Below are 15,427 nucleotides of genomic sequence, written 5' to 3' on the forward strand. Positions count from 1 at the left end.
GCGGCATGCGGTCGAGTGCGGGATCAACCGCCTCAAGCGCCACCGTGCCGTCGCCACCAGGTACGACAAACTCGCCGTCCGCTACGAAGCGACCGTGCTGATCGCAGCCATCAACGAATGGCTGTGACCAGCACTTTCACCGGCCCTAGCCCGGTCGGCGAGGAAGCCGCCAGCCGTGCGCGCGGCATGGTTCGTTGTAGCGTAAACAGATTCCTGCAAGGTGCACCCTCTCAACCCACGCAATACCATCAGAGAAGGGGCTATCAGCCCAGACGCATTGAGGGTGACAACAATGACCAAGGATGTCAGGGGAACCTGGAGTTTCACTCAGAGTAACGGACCGGTCGTCAAGATGGCCATTGACCGTCAATTCAACAACGGGTCCATCGATGGAAATACGGCAACCTATGACCACCCAGGCGGGCCAATTAGCCAGGACAGCGGCCCAATTGCCAGCTCCAAGGTAACCGATACTCAAATTATTTTCCGAGTTAACTGGAGCAGCGGCACTCATGGTCAGTACACGGGTACCTTTGACGTCGACGGCAACCTGACAGGCATCGGTCATGCCGTCAACAACCCCGCTTCGCAGGCAACGTGGGTCGCCCACCAGACCTTCACTAAGCAGATGTGAGCCGCTAGGTTCTGTCTCCTTGATTAGCGTCGGGTCCAGATGAGGATGCCGGCGAGGTGGAGTGGCCAGGCCGCGCCACTGCTTGAGGCGGTTGATGCAGCGCTCGACGGTGTTTGCTCTGGCGGCCTCGCCGCAGGCGGTGGCTGATCTGGTCAAACGGCTGCGGGATGACCGCGCGGATTCCCCGGCACCGCAGATGGCTGCGGATGGCGCGGGATGAGTGCGGCAGGCCGCGAAAGCGCGCGGACCGTGTGCGAGCCGACAAGGCCTACGACTCTCGCAGCAACCGCTCCTACCTGCGCAGACGCGGAATCAAGGCCACGATCCCCGTGCCCGCGGACCGGGCCCGTAACCGTCTGGAGCGTGGTTCACGCGGCGGGCGGCCGCCGAAGTTCAACCGGGACGACTACAAACAGCGGCATGCGGTCGAGTGCGGGATCAACCGCCTCAAGCGCCACCGTGCCGTCGCCACCAGGTACGACAAACTCGCCGTCCGCTACGAAGCGACCGTGCTGATCGCAGCCATCAACGAATGGCTGTGATCAGCACTTTCACAACAGGCCCTAGGGCTTCCGCCCCGCCCGGGGGTGGTGAAGGGCCGTAGGCGGACGGTGGTTGAGGGGCTGTCAGCGTCCGCGGCGCAGGCGCTTGGCGGCGGCCGGGGCGGTCCCGGCCCCACCGCGCCAGCAGGGCGTGCGTTACACACGTCCTGCTGCACGGAGGGGCAGGTCAGCCCTCACGGGGGACGGGCGGGCACGGCGGGGTCTTGTCGCCGTTCAGGGTGTTCCAACAGCGACCGTTGAGGGTCCACTCGGTCCACCAGCGGCGGGCGTAGGGGTGGGGCCGCTGGTCGGCCAGCAGGCCGCAATGGCGGCACACCTTGCGGTGCGCGTGCTTGTGCTCCCAGCTGTGCCGCTTCGCGTTCACCGCTTGCCTCCCAGCACGGACTGGTAGAGCTTCCACAGGACGAGCAGGCTGGCCGCGATGCTGGGGAAGGCGATGGCCGCAGCGAGGAAGAACGTCGTGGCGACCGCACCGCAGACACACACGGCACCGGCGACCGCGGCGACCTTGCCGGGCGTCCAGCTCGACGACCGGACAGCCGATGCCTGCGGGCCGTGCTGGCAGCCACATATCGGCTGCGTGGCCTGCTGGACCGGCAACGCGGCCTGGTCGGCGTAGGCGTAGGTGCCGTCCGGGAGCCGCACGACAGTCGGCAGACGTGGGGTGGGGAGTTGGTCCATACGGGTCCTTTCACGGGTGGGCGGATGGTGCAGGGGTGCCCCGGGCCGGATTCGATCCGGCAGCGTCACGCCGGGTCCGGGTCTGAGCGCCGCGGGTGGCCGGTCAACGTTTGCCGTAGCGGCCGTTGCCGAGGACGGTGAAGCTGCGCATCTCGTAGCCGCCGTTGGAGGTTGTGCGTTCGATGACGATGTGCCGGGAGCGCCGGTCCACTCGCCAGCCGTTCCGTTCGGCCTGGCGGATGTCGGCCTCGCTGATCGTGCTGTGGTCCACCGGCTGTCGCTTGGCTGCACGGCGCTCGCGGCGGGTGGTAGGGGTGCCCGTGGCTCCGGAGGTGTCAGACTTCGGGTACTTCGGGGTCAGCCAGCCCACGGTGGTCTCCTGTCTCTTCGGTGATCGGGTTGGTGGTGCGTGCCCCGGGCCGGATTCGATCCGGCGCCCTCACGGCCGATGTGCCGGGGCTGGCGGCGCTGGTCAGTCGGGGTAGGCGCAGGGCACGCACATGCCGAGCGAGGCGGGGATGACGTATCCGGCGTCCGTATGGCAGGCGGGGCAGGTGCGGCGGGCGAGCATCGCCAGGGCGAGTGCGCCCCACTTGCGCGAGGTCATCGGCCGGACCGGCTTCGCACCGTCGATGCGGTAGAGGTAGGCGAGCTGAACGCCCCCGGCCCGACGGTTGGCGCGCATCACCTGTGCCGCGACCGGTTGGCCCCCGGGCCTTAAGCCACGGGCCCGTAACTGCCGTCGCGTGGCCAGACCATCCGGGGCGAACCGCCACGGGAAGGTGGGTACGCCGTACCGGGCGCCGTTGGGGTCGTAGCACTTGCCGAACGCTGGAGACATCAGGCCACCGCCTCACCGGCCCGCTCGGCACGCAGCGTGTCCCGCAGCATCCGCGCGTTCTTCGGGGAGGTGCGAACCGTCCGGCGGATGCCTTCGGCGGTCAGCTCCGCGTCCGGCCAATCGGCCGTCGCGGTGCGTGCTTCGTCGAGCAGTTGGGCCGGGGTTCGCTTCGGTCGGGCCGATCGAGCGGCGGCGGGAACCCGACCGGTCGCCCGACGGGGCCGGGGCGAGTCGGCCGCCACCGTCCGTCGCTGGATCGGCTTGGTCGGCGTCGGGGCGGGCGGTGCGATCGCCGGTACGGGCTTGATGGGAAGAGTCGACTTCACGCAGTCGACTGCCACCGGATCGGGCATCCGCGCCCGAGTCAGCACGGCGAGCGCCGGAGTCGATTCCGGCAGGTCAGCCGTAGACCGATTCCTCTCGGTCTCGGTAGATTCCTCCGCATTCGTGTCCACGGTCGGGGTCGGGATCGGGGCGGGCGTGACGGCGATGGAGAACATCTCCGCAAGCGCTGCATCGGCACCCGTCGTCACGCGCTCGCGCTGGACGTCCAGCAGACGCGCGCCAAGGGCTACGTCCCCGGCGCCGACCTTCCGCGCCAGCCGCCACGACGTGCGCTCCGATCGACCCCGTACCTTCTCGTCGGGGTGGTTGGCGGCGACGGCCCGGTGGAAGGCGAGGGCCTGAACGACGGTGACGGCCCTACGCTCCGCCTCCGCGTCCCGGCCGTCGGTGTGGACGACGATGCGGCGGGCCAGGAACGCCATGCCCTCCGCAGACACGCACATGCCCATCGGGGTCACGGCGTAGATCACGGTCCGGCCCGGATCATCGGCCGCCATGGCGGCCATGACCGAGGCGGCAACCGGCAGGGCCCACAGGCCCGCGCGTACGGGCCACGGGGAGGACTGCCCCAGCATGGTCAGCCCGAGCAGCACCAGCGCCAGCACCACCGTGGCGCCCTCACCGGCCGCCACCGCGCCCAGCGCGGTGCCCTGGCCGTAGGCCCGGCTGATGTTGCTGTACGTGCCCACACCCCCGGCGATGCCAGTGGCGAGCATCGGCACAAACGCACAGGCCAGAACGGCCTTCTGTGCCTTAGTCAGCGAACTGCACTCCATCAGGCCACCCCCGGTGAACCAGAGGTGCTGTGGTTCGCCAGCGCGCGACGCGCGGCCAACACCTTGCGCCGGGCCCGGCGGATCCGCCGCTGATCCAGCTCCGTCGGCGTGCGGTCCAGGGTGATGATCTGCGCGTCTAGCAGCTCGATGTTCGCCCGGATGACGGGCCACTCCAGCTCGATGGCGTCCAGCTCCGCGGCCGTCGGCTCGCGATTGGGCTCGTCGGCGGTAACGACCGCCTGAACAGCACCGATGTGCTTCACGGGTCGTGCTCCTCTCAGGTAGGAACGGCCCAAACAGCGGCCCCGGTGTGCCAGCACCGGGGCCGCGCGCCGTTTCAGGAATGCCGTCCGTGGATCCGGCGGCCCAGCTGCCACGTCGGCAGCCGAAGTGCCCCGGCCGGGAGTCGAACCCGGCCTACGACCATCGGGGCGGTTACATCAGCGGCAGATCACAGCCGCATGCGGATGGGGACGCGGCGGACGCACCGGCAGCGGCGGCTTGGTCCGCTCATGCTCGGAGTCGGCCATCAGCGGCCACCCCGCGCACGGGCGTTGTCCTCGCTGCGCTTGGTCGCCTCGCGGGCTTTCCGGGCCAGCTCGGCCCGCTCCGCATCTGTCAAACTGGTGATCACAGGTGCCTCCATCGCAGGTGCCTGTACGCGGCTCCGGTGTTGCACCACCGGGGCCGCACTCCGTTGTGGAACCAGTTCCGGCTCCCCTCAGCCCCGCCCGTGCGAGACGGGCGGAGGAGGCAACCGGCCGCAGCGCTAGCCGCTGCGATGGCAGGAAGAGGCGGACCGGATTGGCCGCAGGCGCGTGCGCCTCTTGCGAACCGGGATGACGCCCAGGCGCCGCCAGCCGGTCAACCACGGCGGCGCCCATCAATGTCGTCGATGCACCAGAACTCCTCTCCGCCGTTGTCCACTGGGTGTTGCACTGCAAGGGGGACCAGGTCCCCACCCTCCGGCCGTTGCTCGCGGTCACCGGGCCACCTCGCCAGTCGGGCCTAAGCCCTGTCCCCTGGCCTTTAGCGGGCTTGCAGCGTCCCCCGCCCTCTACACGTGCGTCGTACACACCCCTCCGGGCGTGCGTGGTCTGTATTACCTACCACTCACGTTGGCAGATGGATTCCGCGTCGTCAAGCGCTCTGGCTTTTGATCTCGGAACCGCCGACTGCCCCGTGGCGATGACTCAACTATTGCCAGCGGGAACGTAGTTCAGGAGCGTCCACTAAGGGGTGTACTCGTGCAGTGGGGGGTGCAGTCCCTCTACACCCCCGCCTTGACCTGCGTAGAGTGGTAGGGGCGCCATGGTGGCAGTGACCGCGACCAGGGGGAGCAATGGCAGACCGGAACGGCAAACTGGCTGCGCTCATGGAAGAGGGCAACTTCTCGCACAAGGCGCTCGCTCGTGCAGTCATCACCGCCGCTGCTCGCGCAGGGAAGGACATCACGTGCGATCACACGTACGTGAGCCGCTGGCTGAAGGGCGCCATCCCCCGCGGCGACCTTCCCCACTTCATAGCCGATGCGCTCAGCCGCAAGGTAGGACGATCACTCACGCTTGATGACATCGGCATGGGTGCCGCCGCAACTGCCGCTGTTCAGCCCGATGTTGGCCTCGACTTCGCGGACCGCCCTGAAGACACGGCAAAGACCGTGTCTGATCTCTGGCGCGCCGATCTCGCTGAATCCGACGTCTTAGTCAAGGCGAAACCGGACTCCATCGCGTGGCACGAGGCATCCGTGCGGTTCCTCGTCGCCCCTCCCGACGACAGTCTCACCGGATCCGGTACCAGGGCCGTCGGCGTGGCCGACGTGGAAATGATCCGCTCGACAACCGACATGTTCGCCAGGCTCGACGGACAGTTCGGCGGTGGCCACGCCCGCCGGGCACTGATCCAGTACTTGCACTCGGACGTACGGCCCATGTTGGACGGCCAGTACTCGGATGACGTCGGCAGGCAACTGCACAACGCCGTCGCCGAAGCGCTGTTGACCGCTGCCTGGATGACGTACGACAGCGGTCTTCACGGTGCCGCTCAGCGCTACTTCGTTCAGGCCCTGCGGATGGCGCAAGCGGCAGGTGACAGGCTCTTGGGCAGCAGCATTCTTTCTGCAATGAGTCACCAAGCGACCTTTGTCGGCAACTACCGCGAAGCCGCCACACTGGCGCGCGCGGCGAGCATGGGGCCGGCAGCAAGCCTCACGCCCACCCTGGCGGCTCAGTTCCGGGCCATGGAAGCCAGGGCCCTTGCCCGTATGAACGACGCCCGCGGGTGCGACCTGGCGCTTGCCGAAGCAGAGCGACAGCTCAGCCTCCGCACCCCCGACAGCGACCCGCCATGGATCGCGTACTTCGACGAAGTGGAGCTTGCTGCCGAATTCGGTCACTGCTTCCGTGACCTGGGACGATCCGTCGAAGCCACGGAGCGTGGTGCGGGGTCCATCGTCGGCGACGGCCTCAACAACCGAAGCGACTTTTTCGCGACCATGGTTCAGGCTGAGTCCTACGTTGCCCAAGGGGAGATCAGCCGCGGCTTCGACGTCGCCCTGACGGCCCTGCAACTTGGTGAGAGCCTGAAGTCCGCGCGCTGCGTGCAGTACGTACGAGAGTTCCAGGGGCGCGTCACACCAGGCATGCAGCGGGCCGCGGAGTTCCGCGACTTCGCAGAGCAGGCCCGCGGCTTCCGCCTCTGGCAGCAAGCGGCGTGACAGACCTGCTCGCGTTGCACTTCGTCGTAGTGGTCCTGCTGTTTGCGGCGAAGGCCCTGCGCCTGTCAGTAGCGAGGGCTAGGCTTCCGTGCCTGATCGTGAGTAGGAGGGCGTAGGATGAGTACGACCCTGACCGGTAATGACGGTGACGATGACCGTGAATTCTGGAAGGCGAACTTCTTCGGAGCGTCTGTGCCAGATTGGGGTCGTCTCGCGGCGGCGAGCGAGCGTCGTGCGCGGCAACGGCGGATGTTCGCTGCCACGGCTGCCGCCCTTGCCGTGTTCGCAGCTTCTCTCGCACTCACGTTATTCACAGACGGATGGGTCAAGGCAGACAAGGAGACGCCGCCTCAGAAGCCAAAAATGCCCGCCGAACCGATTGATCCGACGCCGTTCGTGTGGATCATGACGATCGCGCTCGCCTGTGCAGTTGTCGCCCTGATCTTCTTCCTGATTACCCGGCGGCAGTACATGAAGAACCAGAACGAGGGCTTCACTGCAAAGCTGAAAGCTCAGGCCGACTACCATCGCGAGGCCCTCGAAAAGCTTCGCAAGACCACCGAGCTGGCCACGCTCATGGAGCTGAATCAGGACCAGATCGGCCGATATCACCGGATCGTCACTGAGCAGGCCGACAAGGCATTCAAGTCGTCCCGCATGGCGATGGGAGTCGGGCTGTTCCTGCTCGTGCTAGCCGCATGCGGCGGCGCGTACGTTCCCCTGGAAGAAATCCGCTGGTTCATTGCAGCTCTAGCCGCCTTCAGTACGCTGCTCTCCGGGTTCGTCAGTAGGACGTACATGACGCTGTACAGGGACTCGATTGGGCAGCTGAACCGGTACTTCGACCAACCGGTACTCAACAGCTACTACCTGACCGCTGAGCGACTTGCCCAGAACCTGGACCGCGAGCATGTGGTAGAGGTTCGACGCCAGATCATTAACGAGGTACTGGCGACGAGCTCTCGTATGGGTGCGGGGGTGTCTGAGCCATCACTTGAGGACGATAAGCCGAAGCGGAAGCCCCCAAAAAAAGAAGGCACCCAAAAAGCGTGTACCGAAGCAAGCCGTACCGTCAGCGAACTCCCAGCCGTCCTCCCTGAACTGATCGAGTAGCCCCGCGTCGTCCAGGCCCCAAACGCACGATCTACTGTCGCGTGCGCGTCTCATGCCGTGCCGCGGATCCACCAACGCCCCACGATTTAGGCGAAGTTCGCCTCAAGGCGGCGGAAGAGAAAAGCCAACAGCGTGCCCAGAACGAGGACTTAGAACGGCGCCCAATCACGGCGTGAGCCACCTGAGCGCAGGGTCTCTACCCGCCGCTCGACTTCCTCAGCCGCGCGCGGGTTTGCGCCAGCGTTCTGGGAGAGCCACGTGATCATGAGCAGTTCACGGACGCTCCGGAGGACGGCGTACCCCGACCACTGCCGGACGTCGAAGCCGTAGCCGACGACGAAATCGGCGTACTCGGCCTCTGTGTGCCAACCAAAGCTGTCGTAGTACATGGCCGTCTGCATGAGATCCCACTCGCGTGGGCCCGTGACGAAGCCGTCCAGGTCGATGACCTTGGGGTAGCCAGCCCCGTCGTGCAGGACGTTGCCGACGTTGAAGTCTCCGTGCAGGGGCCCCGCGGGAAGGAGGAACCGCAGATAGTCGTACTCAGCCGCCAACCGCTCAGCCATGGAACCGAGATACGCGCGGGTCGCGTCCGGGATCGCGGCACGCTCCAAACGCTGTGGGACCGTTTCGAAGGGGCGAAGCGGAGGCAATGAGAAAGGCGGCGGCTCCAGTTCGTGGAGCCGCCGCAGCAGTTCACCCATCTCGCCCGTACCCGCGTACGCCTCGCCGTCGGCAAGCCCCTCCCAGAAGGTCACGGGGTGGCCCTCGACGACGACGGGCTGTTCCGCCTCCGTGACGAGCCGGGCCGCCGGGTACCCCTCAGCCGCGAGCCACCGCGCCACGGCGACTTCCCTGCGCACGGACGACAGCCGGTCGGGACTACGGCCGACCCGTGAGACGATCCGGCCGCCGTCGATGCGGAACACCGCGTGGTCCCCGAACCGCAGGATCTCGATTCCGTCCGGGTCCACATCCGCGACGGCGCATGCCTTCCGCAGGATGTCCTCTGCCGCGTCCGCGTCGAACTCGGTGCGTTCGCTGGTCGTCATGCTGTCTGGGTCCCCCGTCCGACCGGCAGCGCGCGGACTTCCCGCCCCCGCGTGGCCCCCTTGCCGATGAGCCCCTGACCTTCCATCTGCGCGATAGCTGAGCGGACGGCGGTACGCGATGCGCCGAATCGGTCGCACAGCTCCTTCTCCGTGGGGAAACGGTCGCCGACCTTGACTCCGTCGGCCCGCAACAGGTCGGTCACCTTCTCGACCAACGGACGACGATCACCGCTCCCCGCCACGTACCAGCCGGCCCCCTGTACAGACTCGATCACACCCTCACCCTTGAGAGCGCTCAGCGCCCTCTCGATGGTGCTGCGGCTCACGCTGTACGTACTCATGAGCGCTGTCTGAGACGGCAGCGCCTCTGTGATCTCGCCCTTCTTGATCTTCTGACGCAGCGACTCAGAGACCTGCAAGTACGTACCTCGCGGACTGGCCTGCGACACTCGGCCTCCACCTCTCCTCGTTCCTCAGCTGGTCCAATCGTGGCACGTCGTTGCCTGTAGGACGACTTCCACTGCTTCCCCTTCGTCTACGCATTTCGGCGCGCCCTGATGGGCAGGGACTGGTCACCCCGTGCACAGAGCGCCGGGGCAAGGGAGGGAGGAGCGCTTGTTAGGCGTCAGGGAACCCAGCAAGCATCGAAAGCGCCTGGTGAAGGCTGCCGGGGTCGCTCGGGTCGATCTCGTCTGCTCGGCTACAACGTGGAAGGAAGTGCGCTGGCGGTGCAGCTCGCGGTATGGCACCTTGCATTTTCCGCAGGAAGCGGAGGTATCCACGGACGATGGGCTCGTACACGTTGAACTTGCGGGCCCCCATCTTGCCAAGCTCATGCAGAAGGTGTTCCGCGGGGCGATGCCCTGGAGCTGGGAAAGCACCGACGGCCGCGCGCTCTGCCGTCGCACCTACGACGCGGCGGCCGAAGTGGTGGACGAGATCGATCTTTCGGCAGTGGAGGGCAAGCCTGTCCGCGACATTGTCCTAGACGCCCGGCTTGGATCTGCCTAGCAACCACACACCGGGCCGTCTGTGGGCCGTCGGAGGGTGCCCCAGGGTGACCAACAACGACCATTGACGGCCACTCCCCCACTGGTCAGCGCCGCTGAGGATCTCAGAGCCCGAGGTAGTCGCCACGGGACATCAGTTCTTCGACGTCTAAGAACGTCGCAGGTCAGAGCGAATCCGCTCGCCTGATCTATCCGTAGGCCGTCGGCCGTGTCCTTCCTTCACCGGAAGGCACGGCCGACGGCCTTTCTGGAATCCGTCCTCCGACAGCGCCGCACCCGGTCAGATCGATTGCACGTTGAGCAGACACTCCCGGTGCGCCACAGCAGATCCGGACGTCCTCCGGTGGACGGCGTTCGGAATTCGGTGCAACCTCGCGGGGTGCGCCGTGCATGTCTCACTTCAATACGCAATGGTCACCGAGCAGCGGCCAGTTCCTGGCCAACGACGACATCGACTTCAGCGAGCAGAAGCGGCCCGGCCCCGGGGGCTGCTACACCACCGACAGCGAGCAGCGTGACGAGAAACAGCTCGGCGAATCCGCTCAGCGCCGGGTCGGCGCGGCGTACATCTCGGCGTTCTACCGCCGCTACCTCTCCGGAGAGACCCGGTTCGACCCGATGCTGACCGGCAAGCAGCACCCCCTCTCGCACGTGGCGCGGGTCGACGTCGGGAGCGCACAACCCAAGCCTCTTCCCCAGGAGAGTGTCGAATGAGGCCACCCAGCCGACTGCCGTGCACGGCGGGGTCCTCGGCGTGTGCATCGCCGCGTCCGGTGTTGTTCCTACGGTGCTGTCATGGTCTCGGAGTACTTCTTGATGAGTTCGTAGGAGCGAATGCGGTCGCGGAGGTCGTAGACGGGTGTAGTCAGCATCAGTTCGTCTGCTCCGGTCTCACCAGCCAGTTGCGTGAGCCGGTGTACGACGGTCTTGGGTGTTCCGACGGCTTGCTGTGCACGGAAGCCGGCCAGCGCCTGTCGCTCCTTCGCCGTGAAGGGGTGGGCGGCCGCGTCCGCGGGCGTGGGGAAGGGCATCTCACTCAATCCTTTGAGGAGCCCGGCTTTGACGACGTCCATCGGTCCGACTCGCCACGCGGCTTCTTCTTCCGTCTCGGCACACACCGCCTCCACGCACAACAGCACCCGAGGTTGCTTGCACCAACGGGACGGGGTGAACGCCGCCCGGTAACGTTCCAGGGCCGCGAGGGTGTTGTCCGGCCGGATGTGGTGTGCGATGGCGATCGGCAGGCCGAGTCCCCCGGCGAGAGCGGCACCTGCGGTGCTGGAGGCCAGCAGCCATGGCTCCGGCAGCGGATCGAGTGCGACTTCGTCGACCAGAAAGGACAGGATCGCGGCTACGTCGCCCTGGTACTCCGCATCCGTCGCCGGTCCGGCTCCGCGGCGAAGTGCCCGTGCGGTGGCCTCGTCGAAGGTGCCAGGGCCGCGGCCGATGCCCAGATCGATGCGGTCCCGGTGCAAGGCTGCCAGCGTTCCGAACTGCTCCGCCAGCGTGATGGGTGCGTGGTTTGGGGCCAGTACTCCGCCCGAACCAAGACGGATGACCGAGGTCGAAGCGGCAGCGTGCGCGGTCAACACGACTGGTGGGAACGCGCCGATCGCGGGCGAGTGGTGATGCTCGGCGTACCAGATCCGGTGGTAGCCCAGCCGTTCCAGTCCCTGTGCGAAGGCCGCGGTGTCCCGCAGGGTATCCACGGCTCGGGCGCCCGTTTGGACCATCGCGACTTCCAGCGCTGAAAGAGGGATACCGAACATGTCGTCAGCATAGAGATCATGCGTTCGGATGCCCCTGGAACCCCCTCGTCGGACGCGCCGGAGCTCCTTGAGCTGTGGTCACAGGTCACGGCGCGATGGCTTGCTCCACACTTCGAACACGGGGTTTTGGGCGTCGGTCCGGGCGTCTCCGAGTCGTGTCCAGCCCCAGGCCCGCAGCGCGCTGCGGGCCGGTACGTTCGTCGGTTCGACGCGCGCCGTCACCAGCTCCGCATCGAGGGGGGCGAGCAGCTGGTCCACGAGCCGGGTGGCGAGGTGACGCCGCCGGTAGGAGGGGAGAACCATCAGCTCGGCGAGGGTGAAGACCTGTCCCGAAGCAGTGAGTTCCTCGACGTCCCAGGGCACGGGCCCTAGGAAGTCGCGCCACCATCCGCCCTCGCGGTCGAGGCGGAAGCCGTAGCCGCAGCCGACCGGTCCCGCCGCGTTGGCGATCACCATGTCGAACCCGGGACGCTGGACGTCTTCGGCGAGGCGCCGCAGGAACTGCCGGCGATCGTGGAACTCCTCGCCCTGAGCCCGGCGGTGGGTCTCGACGTACATGTCCGCGATGGCCTCGCGCTGCTGCTCGGCCTGCCATCTCGTCAAGTGCCTTACGAACACCTCTGCCACGCATGCCTCCCACCCCGGCCTATCCCTGCCGAACGCCGGGCACCCCCCCGGTCTCCCCCATCGTGACAGCGGGCGGTGGCGGGGGAAATACCCACCATCGTGCGGACGACGGTGTGGCGGCGTACGGGTGTGCGTGAGTCTATGTACGGCCCCGCTCGTCCATGCGTCCGCTGCGTCAGTTCGGGGTGTCCTGCGGGCAGTCGTAGGCGCCGTCGGGACCCCAGTTGCTGGCGTCGCGCTCGTCGTTGAGGCTGAAGGCACCGCAGCGCAGGACGAGACCCGGGCTGTTCCCTGCGTAACGCACGATGACCAGCGCCTTGTCGAGCGGCGGTTTGGATTCATTCGCCTTCTGGTAATGGATGACGCCGCTGACGCCCTGGAACCGGATCTCGTTGTCCAGCTTGGATTTGACGGTCACCGAGTCCACCTGTTCCTCGCTGCTCTGCTTGGCGTCCACCGTCGCGTCCCACAGCACCCGCACCGCGTCGTGTCCCAGTGGCCCGTGCCCGTCGTTGAACCAGGGGTCGTCCTCGCCTGCGTAGTACGCGTAGTGATCGGTGAAGCGCTCGGCTTCCCCGCTCATGTCCTCATGCCGTACGGGCAGGACGTGGGCGGTGTAGTACAGCCGCAGCCATTTCTTCGCGAAGTCGAATTTCCCGGCCAGGGCGGAGTTCGTCAGCTCGTTGGCGCCGATCACTGTCAGGTTCCGGTAGGCGCATTCGGTGCGGCCGACGTAATCGTTGAGGAAGGCGTTGAAATTCTCCACTCGGGACGCCCAGTACAGAACGGTCCGCTGCCCGCCCTCTTCGTTCATGCGGGCGCACACCTTCTCGGCGGTCTGCGCCGAACTGGCCACCCCGCCGGGGTACTCCATCACGGACGAGGGACCCGGAAAGTTCTTGCGGAACCTGTCGCCCAGATCATCGCTGTAGAGGTCAGTGGGGTCCTTGACCACCACCGCCCGGGTAGCGGAGACGCAGTAGCCGGTGTTCTTCCGGGGGTCGGACGACTCCTCGATGATGGGTCCAGAGTGGGCGAACTTGGCCTCCACCCTGGTCTCGCGGTCATTGCTCGGCGCGAGGGGCCGGTAGTACTCCCCGGCTTCCTGCATCTCATTGGCCGACGCCGTCGTACTGATCACCGGCACCCGGCCGTCGTTGAGTGTCGCGGCGGCCGCCTTCGTCTCGGCCCGGCTTTCGGAGAATCCGATCACTCCGACCACCGTCCGGTGATCCTGGTATTTCTGGCCTTCTTTGGTCTCGGCGACGACCTGCTGCGCCACCCTTTCCGCGTTCTTGAAGTTATGGCCGGTATCGCGCACGTCGACGACCAGCCGGACTTTCGAGTTCTCCGGGTCCGCCGCGGCCTCGCTGTTCAGCCGGGCCTGGGCCAGCCATATGCCGCGGAGTTCCGGCACTTCGCCGTTGTATTCGGCCTCTTCCGGATCGGCACTCACCGAGGAGCCGAGGTAGACCACCTTCCTGACGGTCTCCCCCTTCTTCTCGGCGGCTACGGCCCTCTCGTTGAGCTCGTCGATCCGCTGCCGCGCCGCGTCGTACTCGTCCTTGACGGTCGCCCCCTTGAGCACACCCTGTGCGAAGGGCCCCCCGGGCAGCGGCTCGGGTTCGACGCGCATGGCCACCGGGCTGCCGTCGAGGCAGTGGGTGTCCGGTGGCGGCTGCCTCCAATCCGCCACGAAGTAGGCGGCCAGGGCAAGCGCCACGGTCACGGCCGCCAGCTCGGTCCCGAACTCGGGTCGCGGGCCCCAGGGGAAGCCCTGCGGCCGGAGGGCCGAGACGGGAAGGCCCCCGCCCTCGAAGTCCGCGTCCTGCACCGTGGGTTGCAGGATCCGGGGGGTGTGCCGGCCCGGGGTCATCGGGGTGAGCTGCTGTGCCGGGACGGCGAGATTCGTGGAACGCTGCCAGTCCCACTCCTGGCCGGGCTCCTCCAGCTCGTAGCCGTCCGGGCAGCCGACCCCGAACACCAGCAGGGAACCGCTGCCGGGCTCATAGATCGCGCTGCGGTACGCGCGGAGGAAGCGGACGACGTCCCGCGCCTCCGCCGCGCCCCCAGTTCCCGCCTCGCCGGCCGCGTCGGTTGCGCCTGCCTCGTTCGCCTGGTTGGGCGGCAGCGCTAGCAGCACCACACGACGGGTGCGGCGACGGCGCCCCCAGGGGCCGAACCGGCCCGCGCGCCGCCGGTGGAGATCCCCCAGCAGCGCGCGCAGCAGCAGTTTCTCCAGCTCGAAGAGGGCCCGCTCGCGCGCCTCCGCGCTTCCACGCATCGCCACCGCCTGAGGGGTGAGCGCGTCGGACACCCGGTCGAAGAAGGTGCCGGTCGGGCTGCTGATGTGGAGCCATCGCGCGTACCAGCCGTACTTCTTCGACTTGAGCAGACGCCGCTTCCAGCTCCAGGCCCAGATCCGTCGCGGAAGCTTGTAGCAGACCGGCTTCCCGAACAGCCGGACCAGCGTGGTCACCACGGCACCCGCGCCCTCAGGCGGAGTCGCCAGTTGCGCGAGCTTGTGCAGCACTCCCCCGTCGGCCTTGTCGGCCCGCAGCTCGTACACGCTGTCGCGCAGTCGCCTGCCGGAGAGGCTGCGCTGGAGCTCCGGGACATCGAGATCGGGCTCGTCGGCAACGGCACGGGCCAGCTCGACGAGCTGGTCGACGAGCTCGAAGTCGCGGAGTTTCAGCTTCCCGGTCCGCCGAGGAGGATCCACCGGGAGCAGCCGCCCCACGTGCAGCGTCAGCAGCTCCTCTCCGGGATGTCCCGTGGCCCAGGACTGCGGCCGGGCATAGGACACGGCCTTGCGCCCGTCGAGCCGCAGCGCTTCCTCCAGCGCGCGGAGGACCTGGGCCCACCGCTGTGCGGCTCGCGCCCCCTCGCCGCCGGTCTTCAGCAGGACGGGCGGCAGCGGCCTACCGCGGAGCGACTTCCAGTCGTCGGGATACACCGCCCTCTTGAAGGCCCTCAGGAACTCCGTCGCCCCTGCCGCATTCGGAAACACCGCATCTCCCCCGTCTCCCGGTCATGGCTGACCCTCCCCAAGCTTGCCGTGTCCGTCCTTCCGGCTACAGGAGTTGCCAAATACCAATTGTGTGAAGGGAGTTGGTGTTCAATCATGGCCAGAAGCGGAGTCGCGTGGCGCGCCGGTTGGGCCCCGGCCGGGGCCGCCGGGGCCCCTGAACGTCCGCCCCGGCCCAGAGACCCACGCGGCTGCAGCGTCCGGACGTACGGGCCCACGCGCCCTCGAAGACACTCCGTATCGCCGGACCGGCAGCCCGGGCTGCGCGATCG

The 15,427-nt window shown here is 67.3% G+C and carries 16 protein-coding genes and 3 pseudogenes; 7 read left to right on the top strand and 12 right to left on the bottom strand.

Going from position 1 to position 15,427, the window contains the following annotated elements; genetic code table 11:
- Together ACTWQI_RS00005 and ACTWQI_RS00010 are read left to right on the top strand one after the other, a co-directional pair.
- Nucleotides 1–127, top strand: a pseudogene (locus tag ACTWQI_RS00005) (IS5 family transposase); the annotation flags it as partial.
- 165 nt (nt 128–292) lie between these two features.
- A complete protein-coding gene (locus ACTWQI_RS00010) occupies nt 293–634 on the top strand; it encodes a hypothetical protein (RefSeq protein WP_443266129.1) in 342 nt (113 codons plus the stop codon).
- A 23-nt stretch (nt 635–657) separates the two neighbouring features.
- On the opposite strand, the pseudogene ACTWQI_RS00015 reads toward ACTWQI_RS00010, so the two are convergent.
- Nucleotides 658–857, bottom strand: a pseudogene (locus tag ACTWQI_RS00015) (IS5/IS1182 family transposase); the annotation flags it as partial.
- Between ACTWQI_RS00015 and ACTWQI_RS00020 the strand changes: the two are divergent.
- Nucleotides 853–1,176, top strand: a pseudogene (locus tag ACTWQI_RS00020) (transposase); the annotation flags it as partial. The pseudogenes ACTWQI_RS00015 and ACTWQI_RS00020 overlap by 5 nt on opposite strands.
- A gap of 187 nt (nt 1,177–1,363) precedes the next feature.
- On the opposite strand, the gene ACTWQI_RS00025 reads toward ACTWQI_RS00020, so the two are convergent.
- From ACTWQI_RS00025 to ACTWQI_RS00050, 6 genes are all read right to left on the bottom strand, one after another.
- The gene (locus ACTWQI_RS00025; RefSeq protein ID WP_443266131.1) at nt 1,364–1,561 is read right to left on the bottom strand and encodes a hypothetical protein; all 198 of its coding nucleotides are present in this window, start codon (nt 1,559–1,561) and stop codon (nt 1,364–1,366) included.
- Nucleotides 1,558–1,878: a DUF6251 family protein gene (locus ACTWQI_RS00030; RefSeq protein WP_443266133.1), complete on the bottom strand. Its 321-nt coding sequence runs from the start codon at nt 1,876–1,878 to the stop codon at nt 1,558–1,560. Before ACTWQI_RS00030 ends, ACTWQI_RS00025 begins: the two co-directional genes overlap by 4 nt.
- A gap of 103 nt (nt 1,879–1,981) precedes the next feature.
- Entirely contained in the window at nt 1,982–2,248 is a 267-nt protein-coding gene (locus tag ACTWQI_RS00035) for a hypothetical protein (RefSeq protein WP_443266136.1), read from the bottom strand.
- A 102-nt stretch (nt 2,249–2,350) separates the two neighbouring features.
- Nucleotides 2,351–2,719, bottom strand: a complete 369-nt coding sequence (locus ACTWQI_RS00040; RefSeq protein ID WP_443266138.1) for an RRQRL motif-containing zinc-binding protein — start codon at nt 2,717–2,719, stop codon at nt 2,351–2,353.
- The gene (locus ACTWQI_RS00045; protein ID WP_443266140.1) at nt 2,719–3,840 is read right to left on the bottom strand and encodes a conjugal transfer protein; all 1,122 of its coding nucleotides are present in this window, start codon (nt 3,838–3,840) and stop codon (nt 2,719–2,721) included. The genes ACTWQI_RS00040 and ACTWQI_RS00045 overlap by 1 nt, the downstream gene beginning before the upstream one ends.
- The gene (locus ACTWQI_RS00050; protein ID WP_443266142.1) at nt 3,840–4,103 is read right to left on the bottom strand and encodes a DUF6284 family protein; all 264 of its coding nucleotides are present in this window, start codon (nt 4,101–4,103) and stop codon (nt 3,840–3,842) included. The genes ACTWQI_RS00045 and ACTWQI_RS00050 overlap by 1 nt, the downstream gene beginning before the upstream one ends.
- A 1,079-nt stretch (nt 4,104–5,182) precedes the next feature.
- Here ACTWQI_RS00050 and ACTWQI_RS00055 point away from each other — a divergent pair.
- On the top strand, nt 5,183–6,556 hold the full coding sequence (locus ACTWQI_RS00055) for a hypothetical protein (RefSeq protein WP_443266144.1): 1,374 nt from the start codon (nt 5,183–5,185) through the stop codon (nt 6,554–6,556).
- Between the two features lie 117 nt (nt 6,557–6,673).
- Nucleotides 6,674–7,669, top strand: a complete 996-nt coding sequence (locus tag ACTWQI_RS00060; protein ID WP_443266146.1) for a hypothetical protein — start codon at nt 6,674–6,676, stop codon at nt 7,667–7,669.
- Nucleotides 7,670–7,818: 149 nt separating this feature from the next.
- On the opposite strand, the gene ACTWQI_RS00065 is transcribed toward ACTWQI_RS00060, so the two are convergent.
- Nucleotides 7,819–8,721 (bottom strand): phosphotransferase enzyme family protein, encoded by a 903-nt coding sequence (locus tag ACTWQI_RS00065; protein ID WP_443266148.1) that lies wholly within the window; start codon nt 8,719–8,721, stop codon nt 7,819–7,821.
- The gene (locus tag ACTWQI_RS00070; RefSeq protein WP_443266150.1) at nt 8,718–9,170 is read right to left on the bottom strand and encodes a GntR family transcriptional regulator; all 453 of its coding nucleotides are present in this window, start codon (nt 9,168–9,170) and stop codon (nt 8,718–8,720) included. The genes ACTWQI_RS00065 and ACTWQI_RS00070 overlap by 4 nt, the downstream gene beginning before the upstream one ends.
- 385 nt (nt 9,171–9,555) lie before the next feature.
- On the opposite strand from ACTWQI_RS00070, the gene ACTWQI_RS00075 reads away from it, so the two are divergent.
- Both ACTWQI_RS00075 and ACTWQI_RS00080 read left to right on the top strand, forming a co-directional pair.
- Nucleotides 9,556–9,732 carry a hypothetical protein gene (locus tag ACTWQI_RS00075; protein WP_443266152.1) on the top strand — a complete coding sequence of 59 codons (177 nt, stop codon included), beginning with the start codon at nt 9,556–9,558 and terminating at the stop codon, nt 9,730–9,732.
- 389 nt (nt 9,733–10,121) lie between these two features.
- Nucleotides 10,122–10,445 carry a hypothetical protein gene (locus tag ACTWQI_RS00080; RefSeq protein WP_443266154.1) on the top strand — a complete coding sequence of 108 codons (324 nt, stop codon included), beginning with the start codon at nt 10,122–10,124 and terminating at the stop codon, nt 10,443–10,445.
- Nucleotides 10,446–10,513: 68 nt separating this feature from the next.
- Here the strand turns inward: ACTWQI_RS00080 and ACTWQI_RS00085 are convergent, their stop codons facing one another.
- The 3 genes from ACTWQI_RS00085 to ACTWQI_RS00095 all read right to left on the bottom strand — a co-directional run bounded on the left by ACTWQI_RS00085 (nt 10,514) and on the right by ACTWQI_RS00095 (nt 15,137).
- Nucleotides 10,514–11,500 (bottom strand): LLM class flavin-dependent oxidoreductase, encoded by a 987-nt coding sequence (locus tag ACTWQI_RS00085; protein WP_443266156.1) that lies wholly within the window; start codon nt 11,498–11,500, stop codon nt 10,514–10,516.
- 78 nt (nt 11,501–11,578) lie between these two features.
- Complete coding sequence (locus ACTWQI_RS00090) at nt 11,579–12,103, bottom strand: GNAT family N-acetyltransferase (RefSeq protein WP_443266159.1); 525 nt, start codon at nt 12,101–12,103, stop codon at nt 11,579–11,581.
- 199 nt (nt 12,104–12,302) lie between these two features.
- The gene (locus ACTWQI_RS00095) at nt 12,303–15,137 is read right to left on the bottom strand and encodes a hypothetical protein (RefSeq protein WP_443266160.1); all 2,835 of its coding nucleotides are present in this window, start codon (nt 15,135–15,137) and stop codon (nt 12,303–12,305) included.
- Nucleotides 15,138–15,427: the final 290 nt, after the last annotated feature.

Origin of the sequence: Streptomyces sp. KR80 (assembly GCF_052245555.1) — a bacterium.
GTDB lineage: Bacteria > Actinomycetota > Actinomycetes > Streptomycetales > Streptomycetaceae > Streptomyces.